At 66.7% G+C, this 15,667-nt stretch carries 14 protein-coding genes; 3 read left to right on the top strand and 11 right to left on the bottom strand.

What is annotated here, in order from left to right; translation table 11 throughout:
* The first annotated feature begins 12 nt into the window (after nucleotides 1-12).
* On the top strand, nucleotides 13-414 hold the full coding sequence (locus IB261_RS07905; protein ID WP_192381880.1) for a YbaY family lipoprotein: 402 nt from the start codon (nucleotides 13-15) through the stop codon (nucleotides 412-414).
* 108 nt (nucleotides 415-522) lie between these two features.
* On the top strand, nucleotides 523-1,200 hold the full coding sequence (locus IB261_RS07900; protein ID WP_192381878.1) for a DUF4197 domain-containing protein: 678 nt from the start codon (nucleotides 523-525) through the stop codon (nucleotides 1,198-1,200).
* Between the two features lie 197 nt (nucleotides 1,201-1,397).
* On the opposite strand, the gene IB261_RS07895 is transcribed toward IB261_RS07900, so the two are convergent.
* The 3 genes from IB261_RS07895 to IB261_RS07885 form a co-directional block, all read right to left on the bottom strand.
* Nucleotides 1,398-1,862, bottom strand: a complete 465-nt coding sequence (locus tag IB261_RS07895) for a BRO-N domain-containing protein (protein ID WP_225605990.1) — start codon at nucleotides 1,860-1,862, stop codon at nucleotides 1,398-1,400.
* A 554-nt stretch (nucleotides 1,863-2,416) separates the two neighbouring features.
* Nucleotides 2,417-5,485, bottom strand: a complete 3,069-nt coding sequence (locus IB261_RS07890) for an efflux RND transporter permease subunit (RefSeq protein WP_192381876.1) — start codon at nucleotides 5,483-5,485, stop codon at nucleotides 2,417-2,419.
* 6 nt (nucleotides 5,486-5,491) lie between these two features.
* A complete protein-coding gene (locus tag IB261_RS07885) occupies nucleotides 5,492-6,595 on the bottom strand; it encodes an efflux RND transporter periplasmic adaptor subunit (protein ID WP_081517850.1) in 1,104 nt (367 codons plus the stop codon).
* 97 nt (nucleotides 6,596-6,692) lie between these two features.
* Here IB261_RS07885 and IB261_RS07880 point away from each other — a divergent pair, with 97 nt between their 5' ends.
* Complete coding sequence (locus tag IB261_RS07880) at nucleotides 6,693-7,325, top strand: TetR/AcrR family transcriptional regulator (RefSeq protein WP_081517849.1); 633 nt, start codon at nucleotides 6,693-6,695, stop codon at nucleotides 7,323-7,325.
* Between the two features lie 296 nt (nucleotides 7,326-7,621).
* Here IB261_RS07880 and IB261_RS07875 read toward each other — a convergent pair whose 3' ends face one another.
* The 8 genes from IB261_RS07875 to ppc all read right to left on the bottom strand — a co-directional run bounded on the left by IB261_RS07875 (nucleotide 7,622) and on the right by ppc (nucleotide 15,638).
* A complete protein-coding gene (locus IB261_RS07875) occupies nucleotides 7,622-8,404 on the bottom strand; it encodes a class I SAM-dependent methyltransferase (protein WP_192381874.1) in 783 nt (260 codons plus the stop codon).
* A gap of 55 nt (nucleotides 8,405-8,459) precedes the next feature.
* Nucleotides 8,460-9,110, bottom strand: a complete 651-nt coding sequence (locus tag IB261_RS07870) for an extensin-like domain-containing protein (RefSeq protein WP_192381872.1) — start codon at nucleotides 9,108-9,110, stop codon at nucleotides 8,460-8,462.
* Nucleotides 9,111-9,155: 45 nt separating this feature from the next.
* Nucleotides 9,156-9,983, bottom strand: a complete 828-nt coding sequence (locus IB261_RS07865; protein ID WP_192381870.1) for an isocitrate lyase/PEP mutase family protein — start codon at nucleotides 9,981-9,983, stop codon at nucleotides 9,156-9,158.
* Nucleotides 9,984-10,056: 73 nt separating this feature from the next.
* Complete coding sequence (locus tag IB261_RS07860) at nucleotides 10,057-10,917, bottom strand: DUF72 domain-containing protein (RefSeq protein ID WP_192382228.1); 861 nt, start codon at nucleotides 10,915-10,917, stop codon at nucleotides 10,057-10,059.
* Nucleotides 10,914-11,261, bottom strand: a complete 348-nt coding sequence (locus tag IB261_RS07855; protein WP_192381868.1) for a hypothetical protein — start codon at nucleotides 11,259-11,261, stop codon at nucleotides 10,914-10,916. The genes IB261_RS07860 and IB261_RS07855 overlap by 4 nt, the downstream gene beginning before the upstream one ends.
* A gap of 67 nt (nucleotides 11,262-11,328) precedes the next feature.
* A complete protein-coding gene (gene tsaB / locus IB261_RS07850) occupies nucleotides 11,329-12,003 on the bottom strand; it encodes a tRNA (adenosine(37)-N6)-threonylcarbamoyltransferase complex dimerization subunit type 1 TsaB (RefSeq protein WP_081517843.1) in 675 nt (224 codons plus the stop codon).
* Between the two features lie 102 nt (nucleotides 12,004-12,105).
* The gene (adk, locus tag IB261_RS07845) at nucleotides 12,106-12,753 is read right to left on the bottom strand and encodes an adenylate kinase (protein ID WP_081517842.1); all 648 of its coding nucleotides are present in this window, start codon (nucleotides 12,751-12,753) and stop codon (nucleotides 12,106-12,108) included.
* A 248-nt stretch (nucleotides 12,754-13,001) separates the two neighbouring features.
* Nucleotides 13,002-15,638, bottom strand: coding sequence for a phosphoenolpyruvate carboxylase (ppc, locus tag IB261_RS07840; protein ID WP_192381866.1), 2,637 nt, complete (start codon nucleotides 15,636-15,638; stop codon nucleotides 13,002-13,004).
* Nucleotides 15,639-15,667: the final 29 nt, after the last annotated feature.

The raw sequence follows: 15,667 nt of genomic DNA, 5'->3' as shown, positions 1-15,667 counted from the left end.
AAGGAGAGCTCCATGAAGAAAACCCTTTCCCTGCTGCTGATGACCGGCCTGCTCACCGCCTGTAGTTCCAACTTCTCCGGCGACAAGGCGTCGCTGGATGGCGAAGTCTTCTACCTGCAACGCATCGCCCTGCCGCCTACCGCCCAGGTCACCGTCAGCCTGCAGGACGTATCGCTGGCCGATGCCCCGGCGGTCGATCTGGCCCAGCAGCAACTGGAGCCCGGGCGTCAGGTACCGCTGGCGTTCCATCTGGATTACGACCGCAACCAGGTCAAACCGGGCCACACCTACGCCGTCAGCGCGCGTATCGAGGACAGCGGCCGCCTGCTGTTCATCACCACCGAGCGCCACAGCGTGAAACTCGATGGCAGCGATCCGCAGCCGCTGCGCGTCCGCGTCGACCCCGTGCGCTGATTCACCGCGCCGCCGGGTTTTCCCCGGCGGCCATCCTCCGTTAATCTCCCCCCTCCATTCTCCACCTCGGCGGTTCGCAAACCGCCGGGTTTCGCCAAGGAAGTACCGATGCTGCGATTCCCCGTTCTGCTGGCCGGCGCCCTGCTGTCCGTCAATGCCTTCGCCCTGTCCCTCTCCGACCTCAGCCAGAGCGACGCCACCGGCGGCCTGAAGGATGCGCTGACCCAGGGTGCACAGGTGGCCGTGAAGCAGCTCAGCCAGCCCGGCGGTTTCAGCAATGACCCCGCCGTGCGCATCGAGCTGCCCGGCAAGCTGGGCAAGGCCGCCAAGACCATGAAGCAGTTCGGCATGGGTGCCCAGGTCGACCAGCTCGAGGCGAGCATGAACAAGGCAGCCGAGGCCGCCATGCCGCAAGCACAGGCGCTGCTGGTCGATGCGGTGAAGAAGATGAGCGTGACCGACGCCAAGGGCATCCTCCAGGGCGGCGAGCACTCCGCCACCGACTACCTGAACCGCAGCAGCCGCGATCAACTGCGCGCCAAGTTCCTGCCCATCATCAAGCAGGCCACCGACCAGGTTGGCGTGGCCAAGCAGTACAACGCCTTTGCCAGCCAGGCCGCCGCCTTCGGCGTGGTCGATGCGAAGAACGCGAACATCGAGAACTACGTGACCGAAGAAGCGCTGGACGGCCTGTTCAAGCTCATCGCCGAGCAGGAAAAAACCATCCGCCAGAACCCGACTGCAGCGGCCACCGGGCTGGCGAAGAAGGTGTTCGGGGTGCTCTGACTTCGATCCGAACGAGACAAGGGAAAGCCCGGCAACTGCCGGGCTTTTTCGTGCCTGCTTATCTCTCCCCTGTAACAGCGCGCCGGGTCGTAAGCGATGGGTATCGCTTCGCTCCACACCATCCTACGAAGAGTTCCCCTTTCCGTAGGGCGCATAACCCGGAACGGGTTATCCGCCGTGATGGCTACGTCCGTCTCTCAGCCCAGCAAGCAGGCGGCATCGCCGAAGCGTAGCCAGACGCCGCCTTGCCACTCCAGTACCGCCAGCGGGTAACCCTGCACCTCGCGCACGGCGTGGCGGGGGACGAACCCCGGTGGCAACTGCGCGTCACGCAGGGCCGGCACGACTTCGTTGCTCAGCCACTGGCGCAGGTTGCGGTTTTCCGGGTGGTAGAAGTACACCAGCAGCAGGGTGTAGAGGCCGCTTTCGCTGACCAGTAGCTCGTCCTCTTTCCCGCCTTCGAGCCGTACCCAGCGGTACTGGTCGGCGTCGAGCTTGCGCGGTACGCGGGCGGAGAAGTGGGTATTGGTCAGGCGCGCGAGGTCGCGGGCGGAGAACCAGGCCTGCCGATCAATCATCAGACCGCGCAACGGGCGATCGTAGCGCTGGAAGGTGTGGAAGCTCAGGCCGTTGTCGGCTGGGAACATCGTCGAAGGGTTCATGCGGTCTCTCCCTGTACAGCTCAGTTGGCTACAGCTGGAAAGCCGCCATCCCGGAAAGGGAGGCGGACCGTGCAAGGGTGGAAAACCGGGAGCTTTAAGCCAAAGACCGGCCGGGCCGAAGCCCGCCTCGCACGGTCCGCCATGGACAGCCAGAGTCGGCCCGGCCTTTGAAAAGGCCGGGCCATTCCCTGCTATGGCGAATGCTTAAAGCTCACAGGTTTCCACACCTGACCACGGCTGTTCCGTGGCGGAGAGAACGCTAAGCAGTGGCTTTGTAGGACCGCAACGCCGTTGATGAGTCAGGCGGTTCCCGAATGAATGTCCCGAGCCTGACGGAGTGATCCGGGCTTGGGAATCGTGCTCAGGAAAGGACAGCGAGGGTGACAGGCCGAAGGGTTCGCGTCTGTCGGGTTATTCGCCTCAGAGCGTCGGACGGCGGATAACGCTGCGCGTTATTCGCCCTACGTCGATGTTAGATATTGGATTCGACCTGTAGGAGCGCGCCATGCGCGCGATTCGCGGGCATGGACCGCTCCTACAGGGAGGTACTGAAGCTAGGCCTCTTTCTTCACGCGGAACCAGGCCGCATAGAGCGCCGGCAGGAACAGCAATGTCAGCGCCGTGGCAACGATCAGGCCGCCCATGATCGCCACGGCCATCGGCCCGAAGAACACGCTGCGCGACAGCGGGATCATCGCCAGCACGGCGGCCAGGGCGGTCAGCACGATGGGGCGGAAGCGCCGCACCGTGGCCTCGATGATGGCGTGCCAGGTGTCCAGGCCGTGGGCGCGGTCCTGTTCGATCTGGTCCACGAGGATCACCGAGTTGCGCATGATCATCCCCGCCAGGGCGATGGTGCCGAGCATGGCGACGAAGCCGAAGGGCTTCTGGAACACCAGCAGGAACAGGGTCACGCCGATCAGCCCCAGGGGCGCGGTGAGGAACACCATGATCATCCGCGAGAAGCTGCGCAGCTGGATCATCAGCAGGCTGAGCACCACCACGATGAACAGCGGTACGCCGGCGTTCACCGAGTTCTGCCCCTTGGCGGAATCCTCCACGGTGCCGCCGACGTCCAGCAGGTAGCCGTCGGGCAGCTCGGCGCGGATCGGGTCCAGCGTCGGCGAGATCTGCTTCACCAGGGTCGCTGGCAGCGAGTCATCGTAGATGTCGGCACGGATGGTCACCGTGGGCAGGCGGTTGCGCCGCCAGATGATGCCTTCCTCGAAGCCGTACTCCAGCGTCGCCACCTGCGACAGCGCCACGCTGCGCCCGCTGCTGGTCTGCATCGACAGGCTGGGCAGTTGCGAGAGGTCATGCCGACCATGCTCGTCGCCACGCAGGAGGATCTCGATCAGCTCGTTGTCCTCGCGGTAGTAGCTGACGGTGGAGCCGGTCAGCGAGCTCTGCAGGAACTGCGAGATGTCCGAAGTGCTCACGCCCAGGGCGCGGGCGCGTTCCTGGTCGATGTCGAGGAAGATCGCCTTGCTCGGCTCTTCCCAGTCCAGGTGCACGTTCACCACGTGGGGGTTCTCGCGCATCTTGTCGGCGACCTTGCGCGCCAGTTCGCGGACCTCCGGGATGTGCTCGCCGGAGACGCGGAACTGCACCGGGTAGCCCACCGGCGGGCCGTTCTCCAGGCGACTGATACGGGTACGCAGGGTCGGGAAGTCTTCGTTCATGTGCTTGATCAGCCACTGACGAATCTCTTCACGGGACTCCAGGCTCTTGGCCAGGACCACGAACTGCGCAAAGCTCGCCGCCGGCAGTTGCTGGTCCAGCGGCAGGTAGAAGCGCGGCGAACCGGTGCCGATATAGGCTACGTAGTTGTCGATGCCCGGATGCTCGGCGAGCATTTTTTCCAGGCGGTTGACCTGCTCGGTGGTGGCGGTCAGCGAGTCACCCTCGGCCAGCTTCAGGTCCACCAGCAGTTCCAGGCGCGCCGAGGGCGGGAAGAATTGCTGCGGCACCAGGCGGAACAGCATGATCGAGCCGATGAAGGCCGCCACGGTGAGCAGGATCACCGTCTTGCGGTAGCGCACACACCACTCCACCACACGGCGGAAGCGCTGGTAGAAAGGCGTCGAATATGGATCGTGGCCCTTGTCGCTGCCGCCGTGCTTTTCCGCATGGCGCTTGGCGAGGTCGGGCAACAGCTTCTCGCCCAGGTAGGGCACGAAGACCACGGCGGCGATCCAGGAGACCAGCAACGCGATGGTCACCACCTGGAACAGCGAGCGGGTGTACTCGCCGGTGCCCGACTGCGCGGTAGCGATGGGCAGGAAGCCGGCGGCGGTGACCAGGGTGCCGGTGAGCATCGGGAAGGCCGTGCTGGTCCAGGCGTAGCTCGCCGCCTTGAGCCGGTCGTAGCCCTGCTCCATCTTCACCGCCATCATCTCCACGGCAATGATCGCGTCGTCCACCAGCAGGCCCAGCGCCAGCACCAGCGCGCCGAGGGATATCTTGTGCAGGCCGATGCCGAAGTAGTACATGCAGGCGAAGGTCATCGCCAGTACCAGCGGGATCGACAGCGCCACCACCAGGCCGGTGCGCAGGCCGAGGGAGAAGAAGCTCACCAGCAGCACGATGATCAGCGCCTCGGCCAGCACGCGGACGAACTCGCCCACGCCTTCGCGCACCGCTGCCGGCTGGTCGGACACCTTGCGCAGCTCCATGCCCGCCGGCAGCGTCTGCTGCAGGCGTTCGAACTCGGCGTCGAGCTTCTTGCCCAGCACCAGGATGTCGCCGCCGTCCTTCATGGCCACGGCGATGCCGATGGCGTCCTCGCCCATGAAGCGCATGCGCGGAGCGGGCGGATCGTTGAAGCCGCGATGGACCTCGGCGACGTCGCCGATGCGGAAGGTGCGATCGCCGACGCGGATCGGGAAGGAGCGGATGTCCTCCACCGAATCGAAACGTCCGGAGACGCGCAGTTGCACGCGGTCGGTCGCGGTCTCGAAGAAGCCGGTGGCGGTCACCGCGTTCTGTTCTTCCAGCGCCTTCTGCACGGCGGCCAGCGGCAGGCCGAGGGTGGCGAGCTTGGTGTTGGACAGGTCGATCCAGATCTTCTCGTCCTGCAGGCCGACCAGCTCGACCTTGCCGACGTCCTTGATCCGCTGCAGTTGCAATTGCAGACGGTCGGCGTAGTCCTTGAGCACCGCGTAGTCGAAGCCCTTGCCCGACAGCGCGTAGATATTGCCGAAGGTGGTGCCGAACTCGTCGTTGAAGAACGGCCCCTGGATGCCCTGCGGCAGGGTGTAGCGGATGTCGTTGACCTTCTTGCGGATCTGGTACCAGAGCTCGGGAATGTCGCGGGAGTGGAAGTCCTCGCGGGCGACGAAGGTCACCTGGGATTCACCGGGGCGGGAGAAGGAGATGATGCGGTCGAAATCACCGGTCTCCATCAGCTTCTTCTCGATGCGCTCGGTGACCTGGCGCGAGACTTCCTCGGCGGTCGCACCCGGCCAGTTGGTCTTCACCACCATGGCCTTGAAGGTGAACGGCGGGTCCTCGCTCTGCCCCAGCTTGGAGTAGGACAGCGTGCCGACAATGCCCAGCAGGAGCATGAGGTACAGGACGATGGAGCGGTTGTGCAGCGCCCAGGCGGAAAGGTTGAATTGCATCGGGCGTTACTCCTTCGCCACCAGCTTGACCGACCGGTTCTCCCGGTCGACAGGCCGTACCTCCTGACCTTCACGCAGCACCTGCACACCCGCCGCCACCACCCAGTCGCCATCCTTCAGGCCTTCGAGCACTGGCACGCGGTCTTCGGCGTAGGGGCCGATGCGCACCGGGCGGCGATGCAGGGTGGAAGTTTTCGGATCGACTACCCAGACGAACGGCTGGCCGGCTTCGGACGTCAGCGCGGCGAGCGGCACGGCGAGCGGCACGGTGCCCTCGGCATGGATGTAGACGCGGGCGCTCTGGCCCAGCTCGGCCGGCACCTTGGCATCGTCGAACGCCACCCGCGCGGCAAAGGTGCGCGACTGCGGATCGGCCGCCGGCGACAGTTCACGGATCTTGCCGCTGAAGCGCTTGTCGCGCTGCGACCAGAGTTCGACGCTCACCGCCTCACCGACGCGGAAGCGTTCGAAGGCATGTTCGGGGAAGCTGATCAGCACTTCGCGATCACCATCGGCGGCCAGGGTGAAGACGGTCTGCCCGGCGGCGACCACCTGCCCCACTTCCACCCGGCGGGTGGCGATCACGCCATCCTGGGGCGAGCGCAGCACCGCGTAGCCGGCCTGGTTGCTGGCCACGTCGTACTCGGCGCGAATCTGCTTAACCCGCGCCTCGCCGGCGCGGTAGGTGTTCTCGATGTTGTCGAACTGCGACTGGCTGACCAGCTGGCGCTCCAGCAGGGTCTTGTAGCGGGCGTATTCGGAGCGCACCGTCTGCAGGTTGGCTTCGGCGGCGGCCACCTGGGCGCGCGTGGCCTCGAGCTGCAGGCGAACGTCTTCAGGATCGAGTTCCGCCAGGGGCTGGTCCTTCTTCACCCGTTCGCCGGTTTCCACCAGACGCTTGCTGACTTTTCCGCCGATGCGGAAGGCCAGTTCCGGCTCATGGCGCGCATGCACTTCACCGGGATAGGCCTCGGTGATATCCCGCGCCGGCAGCGGCTGCACCACGATGGCAGGGCGTACCGCGGGCTTCGGCGGCTCGCCGTTACCGCAGGCGGAAAGGGAAAGGATGAAGGCAGCAGGCAGCGCGACAGACAGAGCATGGCGGAACATGATGTGTGACCTTTCGCAAAACGCGGTTGGAATTCTTATACTCGCCGGTATAGTAAAAATACAGAACCCATCAGTCCAGTATTAGAAATGTAAAGACATGTCACCAACGAACTCATCGAACGGACCGGGTCGCCCCAAGGATCCGGCCAAGCGCAAGGCCATTCTCGAAGCCGCCAAGGAGCTGTTCGTCCGCTACGGCTACGACGGCAGCAGCATGGAGGCCATCGCCGCCGAGGCCGGGGTGTCCAAGCTCACCGTGTACAGCCACTTCACGGACAAGGAGACGTTGTTCGTCGAGGCGGTACAGGCCAAGTGCGCCGAGCGCATGCCCGAGCTGTTCGCCGAGCCGCCGGCCGACGCGCCGCTGGAAAGCCTGCTGCTGAACCTGGGCCGCGGTTTCAACCAATTGATCAACAGCCCCGAGGCGATTGCCCTGAGCCGGCTGATGGTGGCCCAGGGCGCGGGCAACCCGCATCTCTCGCAGCTGTTCTTCGAGGCCGGCCCGCAGCGCGTGCTGGACCAGATGGAGCGCCTGCTGGAGCAGGCCCGCCAGCAGGGCAAGATGAAGATGGACTGCCCGCGCCGGGCCGCCGAGCATTTCCTGATGCTGGTGCAGGGCTGCGTGCACTTCCGCCTGATGATCGGCTGCGAGAATCCGCCGACCGCGGAAGAAGCCGAGGCGCATGTGCAGGAAGTGGTGGCGTTGTTCCTCAGGGCCTTTGCGCCCTGATGCACACCGTAGGGCGGATAACCCGGAACGGGTTATCCGCCGATGCCATGGCGGCGGATAACAGTGGCAGGTTATGCGCCCTACGGGCTGAACAGCCGTAATCGGCTAATCGCGAGAAAACGCGTCGAGATCAAAAGCCCCTCACCCTAACCCTCTCCCGCAAGCGGGAGAGGGGACCGTTCGGCACAGGATGAAACCATAGTGTCAGCCGGCGCGGGCGACTCCCTCTCCCTGAGGGAGAGGGCTGGGGTGAGGGGGAAGCGCAAGCACGGATCGCTCGGCCGGGAAAAGAAAACTCAGCCCTTCAGGCTTTTCAGCGGATAGATGTCATAGCGGCTGGACTTGCCTTCCAGGCTGTAGCTGGGCTTGCCGCCCTCGATGATCGGCGCCTTGCGCGGGCGCTTGACCACCACCCGGTGGCTGGCCAGATTCAGTGCCGCCTCCAGCAGCGCCGGAGCGTCGAGGTCATCGCCCACCAGCGGACGGAACAGACGCATTTCCTTCTTCACCAGTGCGCTCTTGTCGCGGTGCGGGAACATCGGGTCGAGGTAGATCACCTGCGGCGCCTCCCCTTCCCACGCGGTCATGCGCTCGATGGAGTTGCCCTGCAGCAGGCGCATGCGTGCGACGATGGCGCCCACCTCGAAATCCCCTGCCGCGCGGGCCAGGCCGTCTTCCAGCAGCGCGGCGATGATCGGCTGGCGCTCGGTCAGGTCCATTTCGCAGCCCAGGGTCGCCAGTACGAAGGCGTCTTTGCCCAGCCCGGCGGTGGCGTCCAGCACGCGGGGGCGTACGCCCTGCTGGATGCCGACGGCCTTGGCGATCATCTGCCCGGCGCCGCCGCCGAACTGCCGGCGATGCGCAGCAGACCCTTCGAGGAAATCCACCCGCACCGGGCCGGGCGAATCCGGCCCCAGCTGCAGCAGCTGCAAGCCGTCATCACCCAACTGCAGGGCGAAATCGGCATCGCCCTCGCCCATCGGCAGACCGAGCCGCTGCGCCCACTGCTCGGCGGCGGCCTGCCAGGCAGGTGCCAGCGCCTGGACGACGATGCGCGGCGGGGTGAGGACTTCGGTCATGACGGGGCGATCCTGGGAAAAGCCGCCATTCTACCGCAGCACGCAGCGGGCGGGCTCAACGGCAGATCTGCCAGCCGCCCAGGTCGAGGTGGAAGTGATCGTGGTGCGCGCGGTTGTAGTCCGGCCCGAGCACGCCGTCGAAGTTGCTGCACGCGCGGCCGCGCACGGCACGCAGGAAGCGTGCGGCGTCGCCATCCCCGCTCCAGTCTTTCGCTACCACGATGCGCCGGCCATCGGCCAGGCGGAAGGCGGCAACGTCCAGCGCGTTGGCCGTGGCGTGCTGGCTGCGCCGGGCATCGGCGCGGCCATAGATATTGCGGCAGGCGAAGCTGCCCAGGTGCTCCACTGCCACCACCGGCTGGCCGTAGATTTCCCGCGCGGCCGGTTGCAGGGAGTGACGCTCGAACAGCGCAAAACTCACCGCCAGCGGGCAACTGGCGAGGAAGCTGCTGCTCAGCTTCACCCCGGCAGCCTGCACGCGCCAGACGTTGTGCAACGGGCAGCCGGCCACGGGTTCGCTATCGGCCATGGCCTGCGCCTTGAGGTCGGAGCTTTGCAGCGCCAACTGGCACAACTGCGCATCATCACGCAGGCGCCAGAGCTTGTAGCGCGTCAGCAGGTTCGGCTCGTCGCGCACATCCAGCGGCGCCCAGGGATTCCAACGGCTTGGCACCTCGATCCAGCGCTGCTGCAGCGCCAACGCCATGCCGGCGCATAAGACGACGAATCCTAGCAACCACCAGCGCAAGGCTCAGCCCCGGAACAACCCGTTGATCCGGTCGAACGGCATGGCGCCGTGCATCGGCGTCAGGTCGCCTTTGGCCAGGGCTTCGGAGGCGCTGAAGAACGCACCGTAGGCCGCCCGCGCCAGACAAGAGCCGACGCTGACGCGCTTTACACCCAACTCGGCCAGTTCCTCCAGATTCAGCTGCAGTGCCGGCGAGCCCACCAGCACGTTGACCGGGCGCGGCGCCACGGCGCTGACGACGGCGGCGATTTCCTCGCGGGTCTTCAGGCCCGGCGCATAGAGCACGTCGGCGCCGGCTTCAGCGAAGGCCACCAGACGGCGGATGGTGTCGTCCAGGTCGACGCGGCCGTGCAGGAAATTCTCCGCCCGCGCCGCCAGGGTGAAGGTGAACGGCAACGCGCGGGCGGCCTGCACGGCGGCAGCGACGCGCTCGACTGCCAGCTCCAGCGGGTAGATCGGCGCATCCGGGCGGCCGGTTGCGTCTTCGATGGAACCGCCAACCAGCCCGCAAGCAGCGGCCAGACGGATGGTTTCGGCGCAGTCTTCCGCTGCATCGCCGTAGCCGTTCTCCAGGTCGGCAGCGACCGGCAGCGGCGTTGCTTCGACTATCGCGCGGGCATTGGCCAGCGCTTCGTCACGGCTCACCGTACCTTCGGCGTCGCGCCGACCGAGAGCGAAGGCCAACCCTGCGCTGGTGGTCGCCAGGGCTTCAAAGCCCAGGTAGGCGAGCATCTTCGCCGAGCCGGCATCCCAGGGATTGGGCAGGACGAACAGGCCGTCGCGCTGGTGCAGCGCGCGGAAGGCTTCGCCGCGTTGCTGTTGGTTGGTCATGGCTGTCTCCGTGCCGAACGAGGGAAGGAGCAGGTTAGTCCCCGACCAAAGCAGCGCCATCGTCAACCGCGTCTCAGAGCAGGCCGAGCTGTTCCACTTCCGGCTTGGGCTCGAACAGCGCCGGCAGCCCCGGCAGGCGCTCTCGCAGCAAGGCGTGGAAACGCTGCGCCTGTTCGGCGGCGCGGTGGTTGTCCGGGGTGTGGAGGAAGACATAGGGCGTCAGGCCCTGTTCGATCCACTCGGCAACCTTGCCAACCCAGGGCGCGAGATGGACGAGATTGGCGTCCAGGTCCGGCCCGCCGATGAAGCGCACCTGCGGGCTGTCGCTGAAGGCCGTCGGACGCACCGGCACCTTGGGCTTCTTCGACTGGGCATGGAGCACGGCCGGATCATCGGACTGCACGGCGAACAACGCCCGCGAGTCCAGGCAGATGCGTTCGACGCCACGGTCCAGCAGCAGGCGGTTCAGCGCCCGCTCCTCGTCGCCCTTGGCGAAGAACGCCGGGTGGCGCACCTCCACGGCGATGCGCCGCTCGGAGAACTCATCCAGCCAGGCAGCCAGCTCGCCCAGGCGATCCGGGCCGAAGCTCGCGGAAACCTGCAGCCACAGCGGCGCCACGCGCTGGCCCAGCGGCGCCAGCAGCGCGAGGAAGTCCCGGGTGTTTTCCAGCTGGCCGCGCAGGTCGCCTTCGTGGCTGATGTCGCGCGGCAGCTTGGCGCAGAAGCGGAAGGTCTCCGGCATGGTTTGCGCCCAGCGCGCGAGGGTGTCGGCGTTGGGGCGGGCGTAGAAGGTGGTGTTGCCTTCCACGGCGTTGAACACCTGGGCGTAGAAGGACAGTGTTTCGGCGGGGCGCAGGTCGGCGGGATAGAAAGTGCCGCGCCAGGCGGGCTCGTTCCACGAAGGGCAGCCCAGGAAGTACGGCAGTTGCATCAGGCGTAGAGGTCGAGACCGACGACTTCCTGGCCTTCGTACTGGCTGACCATGCTGGCGGTGCTGGTATAGCTGGCGAGCGCCTGGGCCGCGCGGGAGGTCAGCGGGCGCTGGTAGTCGAGGTTGTCGCGCAGGGTCGCCGGCAGGCTGTAGCTGCTGGCGTTGGAGGACTCCCCGCGGCGGGTCTGCGATTGCGAGTCGAGCCCCTGGCTGGCCGAGGTCGGCGCGGGCTGCTCGCGGCGGGTCTCGACGTCACGCTGCACTTCCCGGAACGGAGTGACAGCAGTGCCCGTGCGGGAACCGCGCTCCGTGGTCTGGGATGTGGAGGTAAAGCCGTCGATACGCATGGCGAAAACTCGGTGGGAATGCCCATCACTCTAGCGACCGCGCGCGACTGCGGTCAATTGGCACAGGTCAGGCTTTCTTGGGGGTCGCCACGTTGTCGCGCAGGTAGACCGGCTGAGCCTGCTCTGCGTCAACCGCATCGCCGCGGGCCCAGGCGAATTCGGCCAGGGTCAGCAGGTCTTCGGAGTGCGGCAGCAGGCTGGCATCACAGGCGGCAACCTTCACCGCCAGGCGCTCTTCGAAGCCCCAGCCGGTGCCGGAGCCGAACCAGTCGCCCTGGGCATCGCGCGGCAGCTCGACACGCTCGGGCGGCAGTACCGCCTCGGCGCCGGCCAGGCGCATCTCGCCCTGCTCCAGGCGGTAGCAGCCCCAGTACACCTCGTCCATGCGCGCATCGATGGCCGCAGCCACCTGATGGGCGCCGTGCTCACGGTAGGCGCGCTGGGCGAGCACGGCCAGGTCGGAGATCGGCAGCACCGGTTTCTGAAGCGCGAACGCCAGGCCCTGCACCACGCCGATGGCGATCCGCACGCCGGTGAAGGCGCCGGGGCCGCGACCGAAGGCGATGGCGTCGACGGCGGAGAGCGCGATGCCGGCCTCGGCGAGGATGTCCTGCACCATGGGCAGCAGGCGCTGGGCATGCAGGCGCGGGATCACCTCGTGGCGTACGAACCGGCGGCCGTCATGCAGCAGGGCGACGGAACAGGCTTCGGTCGAGGTATCCAGGGCCAGCAGCGTGGGCATGGTGTTTTCCATAGGACGTTGAGAACAGGGCGATAAAAACGGGCGGGCATTATAAACGCCAAAGGCCCGCATGTGCGGGCCTTTGGCTGATACGGCGATGGATCAGTTCAGAGCGCCGAGCACCTTGGAGGTGATCTGCTCGACCGAACCGACACCCTCGACGCGGGTGTACTTCGGAGTGCCCTGCGCATCCGCCAGCTTCTGGTAGAAGTCGACCAGCGGCTTGGTCTGCGAGTGGTAGACCGACAGGCGGTGACGCACGGTGGCTTCCTTGTCGTCTTCGCGCTGGATCAGCTCTTCGCCGGTCTCATCGTCCTTGCCAGCCACTTTCGGCGGGTTGTGCTCGACGTGGTAGACGCGACCCGAGGCCGGGTGAACGCGGCGACCGGCGATACGGCCGACGATTTCCTCGTCGTCCACGGCGATCTCGACCACGTGGTCGATGGAGACGCCCGCTTCCTTCATGGCCTCGGCCTGGGGAATGGTGCGCGGGAAGCCGTCGAACAGGAAACCCTTGGCGCAGTCGGGCTGGGCGATACGCTCCTTGACCAGGTTGATGATCAGGTCATCGGAAACCAGGCCGCCGGCGTCCATTACGCTCTTGGCCTGCAGGCCGAGCTCGGTGCCAGCCTTGACCGCTGCACGCAGCATGTCGCCGGTGGAAATCTGCGGAATGCCAAACTTCTCAGTGATGAAGCGAGCCTGGGTACCTTTGCCGGCACCGGGCGCCCCGAGCAGAATCACACGCATCGATATGCTCCTTAATACTTGTTAAGCGAAATCACGGATCCGCCTCGTGGGGCCAATCTCATCATGCTTGGAATGGCGCAGAGGTGCGCCGAAAGGTTGCTCACGATACACAGCGGTCCCACACCACACAAGCCGGCCATGGGGACTGCGCACGCCGATCCCGGGCCGTTTCCGCACCCGGGATCAGCCATCAAATTAATCTCAATTGGCGGCGCGGCAATCCACCTTTGGTGGGGGGTTGCCGACCCTCAGCCGGTATTTCGCAGCCCCGCCGCAATACCGGCCACTGTCACCAGCATGGCTTGCTCCAGACCGCCGCAGGCATCGCCCGTGCAGCGCCGCGAGCGCGCCAGCAGCTCGGCCTGGAGCAGGTGCAGCGGGTCCAGATAGGTGTTGCGCACGCCGATGGATTCGCGCGTCTCTGCGGCGTGGGCGAGCAGCTGCGATTGCCCTGTAAGCCCCAGCACCACTCGCACCGACTGCGACAATAGGTCGCGTAAATGCGCACCTAATGGTCGCAGTTCCGATTGCACCAGTCGCTCGTCGTAGAGTTGGGCAATTTCCCGGTCGGCCTTGGCCAGCACCATCTCCAGCATGTCGATGCGCGTGGTGAAGAACGGCCACTCCTTGCGCATGCGCCCCAGCAGTGCGCCTTCACCGCGCTCGATGGCCTTGAACAGGGCATCTTCCCAGCCCAGCCAGGCCGGCAGCATCAGGCGCGTCTGGGTCCAGGCGAAGATCCAGGGGATCGCGCGCAGGCTTTCCACCCCGCCCTCGCGGCGCTTGGCCGGGCGGCTGCCCAGCGGCAGGCGGCCCAGCTCCTGCTCCGGCGTGGCTTCGCGGAAGTAATCGACGAACTGCGGGTTCTCCCGCACCACCGCACGGTAGGCGAGCACGCCATCGGCGGCCAGGCGGTCCATCTCCTCGCGCCAGGCCGGCTCGGGCACCGGCGGCGGCTGCAGGGTGGCCTCCAGCACGGCGGCCAGGTAGAGGTTGAGGTTCTGCTCGGCGATGTCCGGCAGGCCGAACTTGAAGCGGATCATCTCGCCCTGCTCGGTGGTGCGGAAACGCCCGGCCACCGAGCCCGGCGGCTGCGAGAGGATCGCCGCGTGGGCCGGGCCGCCGCCACGCCCGACGGTGCCGCCACGGCCGTGGAACAGCAGCAGCTCGACACCATGGTTGCGGCAGATGTCCACCAGCGCCTCCTGCGCGCGGTACTGCGCCCAGGCCGCGGCCAGGGTGCCGGCGTCCTTGGCCGAGTCGGAGTAGCCGATCATCACTTCCTGCGGCCCGGCCAGGCGGGTGCGGTAGCTGTCCAGGCTGAGCAGGCGGTCGATGCAGGGGCCGGCGTTGTCCAGGTCATCCAGAGTCTCGAACAGCGGCACCACGCGCATCGGCCGCTCCAGCCCGCATTCCTTGAGCAGCAGTTGCACGGCGAGCACGTCGGACGGCTGCCCGGCCATGGAGATGACGTAGGAACCCAACGAGGCGGCCGGCGCCTGCGCCACCACACGGCAGGTGGCGAGGACTTCGGCGGTCTCGGCCGAGGCCTGGTAATTGGCCGGCAACAGCGGGCGGCGGCTGGCGAGTTCTTCCAGGAGGAATTCCTGGCGCACGCTTTCGTCCCACTCGGTGTAGTTGCCCAGGCCCAGGTGCTCGGTGATCTCGGCCATGGCATTGGCGTGGCGCGTGGAGTCCTGACGCACGTCCAGCCGCGCCAGGAACAGCCCGAAAGTGGCGGCGCGGCGCAGGGTATCGAGCAGGTCGCCATCGGCGATCACGCCCATGCCGCAGGCCTGCAACGAGCGATAGCAGAGTTGCAGCGGCTCCAGCAGTTCGCGGTTGTCCTGCAGCACCTCGGCGCCCGGCTCCTCGCCGCTGTGAATGGCGCGCTCGGCCCAGGCGCGGGTGGCGCGCAGGCGTTCGCGCAGTTGCTTGAGCAGTGCGCGATAGGGCTCGGCAAGGTCGCCGACCTCGCCGCGCAGTTCTTCGCTGGCCTGCTGCATGGAGAGCTCGGCGGCCAGGCTGTCGACGTCGCGCAGATAGAGGTCGGCCGCCATCCAGCGCGCCAGCAGCAGCACCTCACGGGTGATGGCGGCGGTGACGTTGGGGTTGCCGTCGCGGTCGCCGCCCATCCAGGAGGCGAAGCGGATCGGCGCGGCGCCCAGCGGCAGGCGCTCGCCCAGGGTTGCCTGCAGGGTTCGATCGACATGGCGGAGGAAGGCCGGCAAGGCGTGCCAGAGGGAATGCTCGATCACCGCGAACCCCCATTTCGCCTCGTCCACCGGGGTCGGACGGGTACGGCGGATCTCGTCGGTGTGCCAGGCTTCAGCGATCAGGCGCTGGAGTTTTTCCTGCACCGCCTGGCGCTCTTCGGGCAGCAGGTCGGAATGGTCGCCGGCGGCCAGTTGCCCGGCAATGGCGTCGTACTTCTGGATCAGCGTGCGGCGCGCCACCTCGGTGGGGTGCGCGGTGAGCACCAGCTCGATCTCCAGGTCCGCCACCTGACGCGCCAGGCCCTCGGCGCCCAGGCCGGACTTGCGCAGGCGGCCCAGCAGTTCGGCCAGCACACGATTCTCGAAGGGCTCCGGCTCCTTGGGCGTACGCCGACGGATGCGGTGGTACTGCTCGGCGATGTTGGCCAGGTTGAGGAACTGGTTGAAGGCGCGCGCCACCGGCAGCAGTTCATCTTCGCCCAGGCCGTCGAGGGTCGCGGTGAGCTGCTTGGCGCCTTCGGCGGAGCCGCGCCGGGCGGCCTTGGCGCCAGTGCGGATCAGCTCGATCTTGTCGAGAAAGCCCTGCCCGTACTGGGCGCGAATGGTCTGCCCGAGCAGCTCGCCGAGCAGGTGAACGTCCTCGCGCAGGCGCGCATCGATATCCGGCATCGCAGTCTCCTGGATCAGAGAGAGAAAGG

Source organism: Pseudomonas sp. PDM20 (assembly GCF_014852575.3).
GTDB lineage: Bacteria > Pseudomonadota > Gammaproteobacteria > Pseudomonadales > Pseudomonadaceae > Pseudomonas.
Note: the sequence above shows the minus strand (reverse complement) of the source record. Positions and strands in the feature narration are given on the sequence as shown.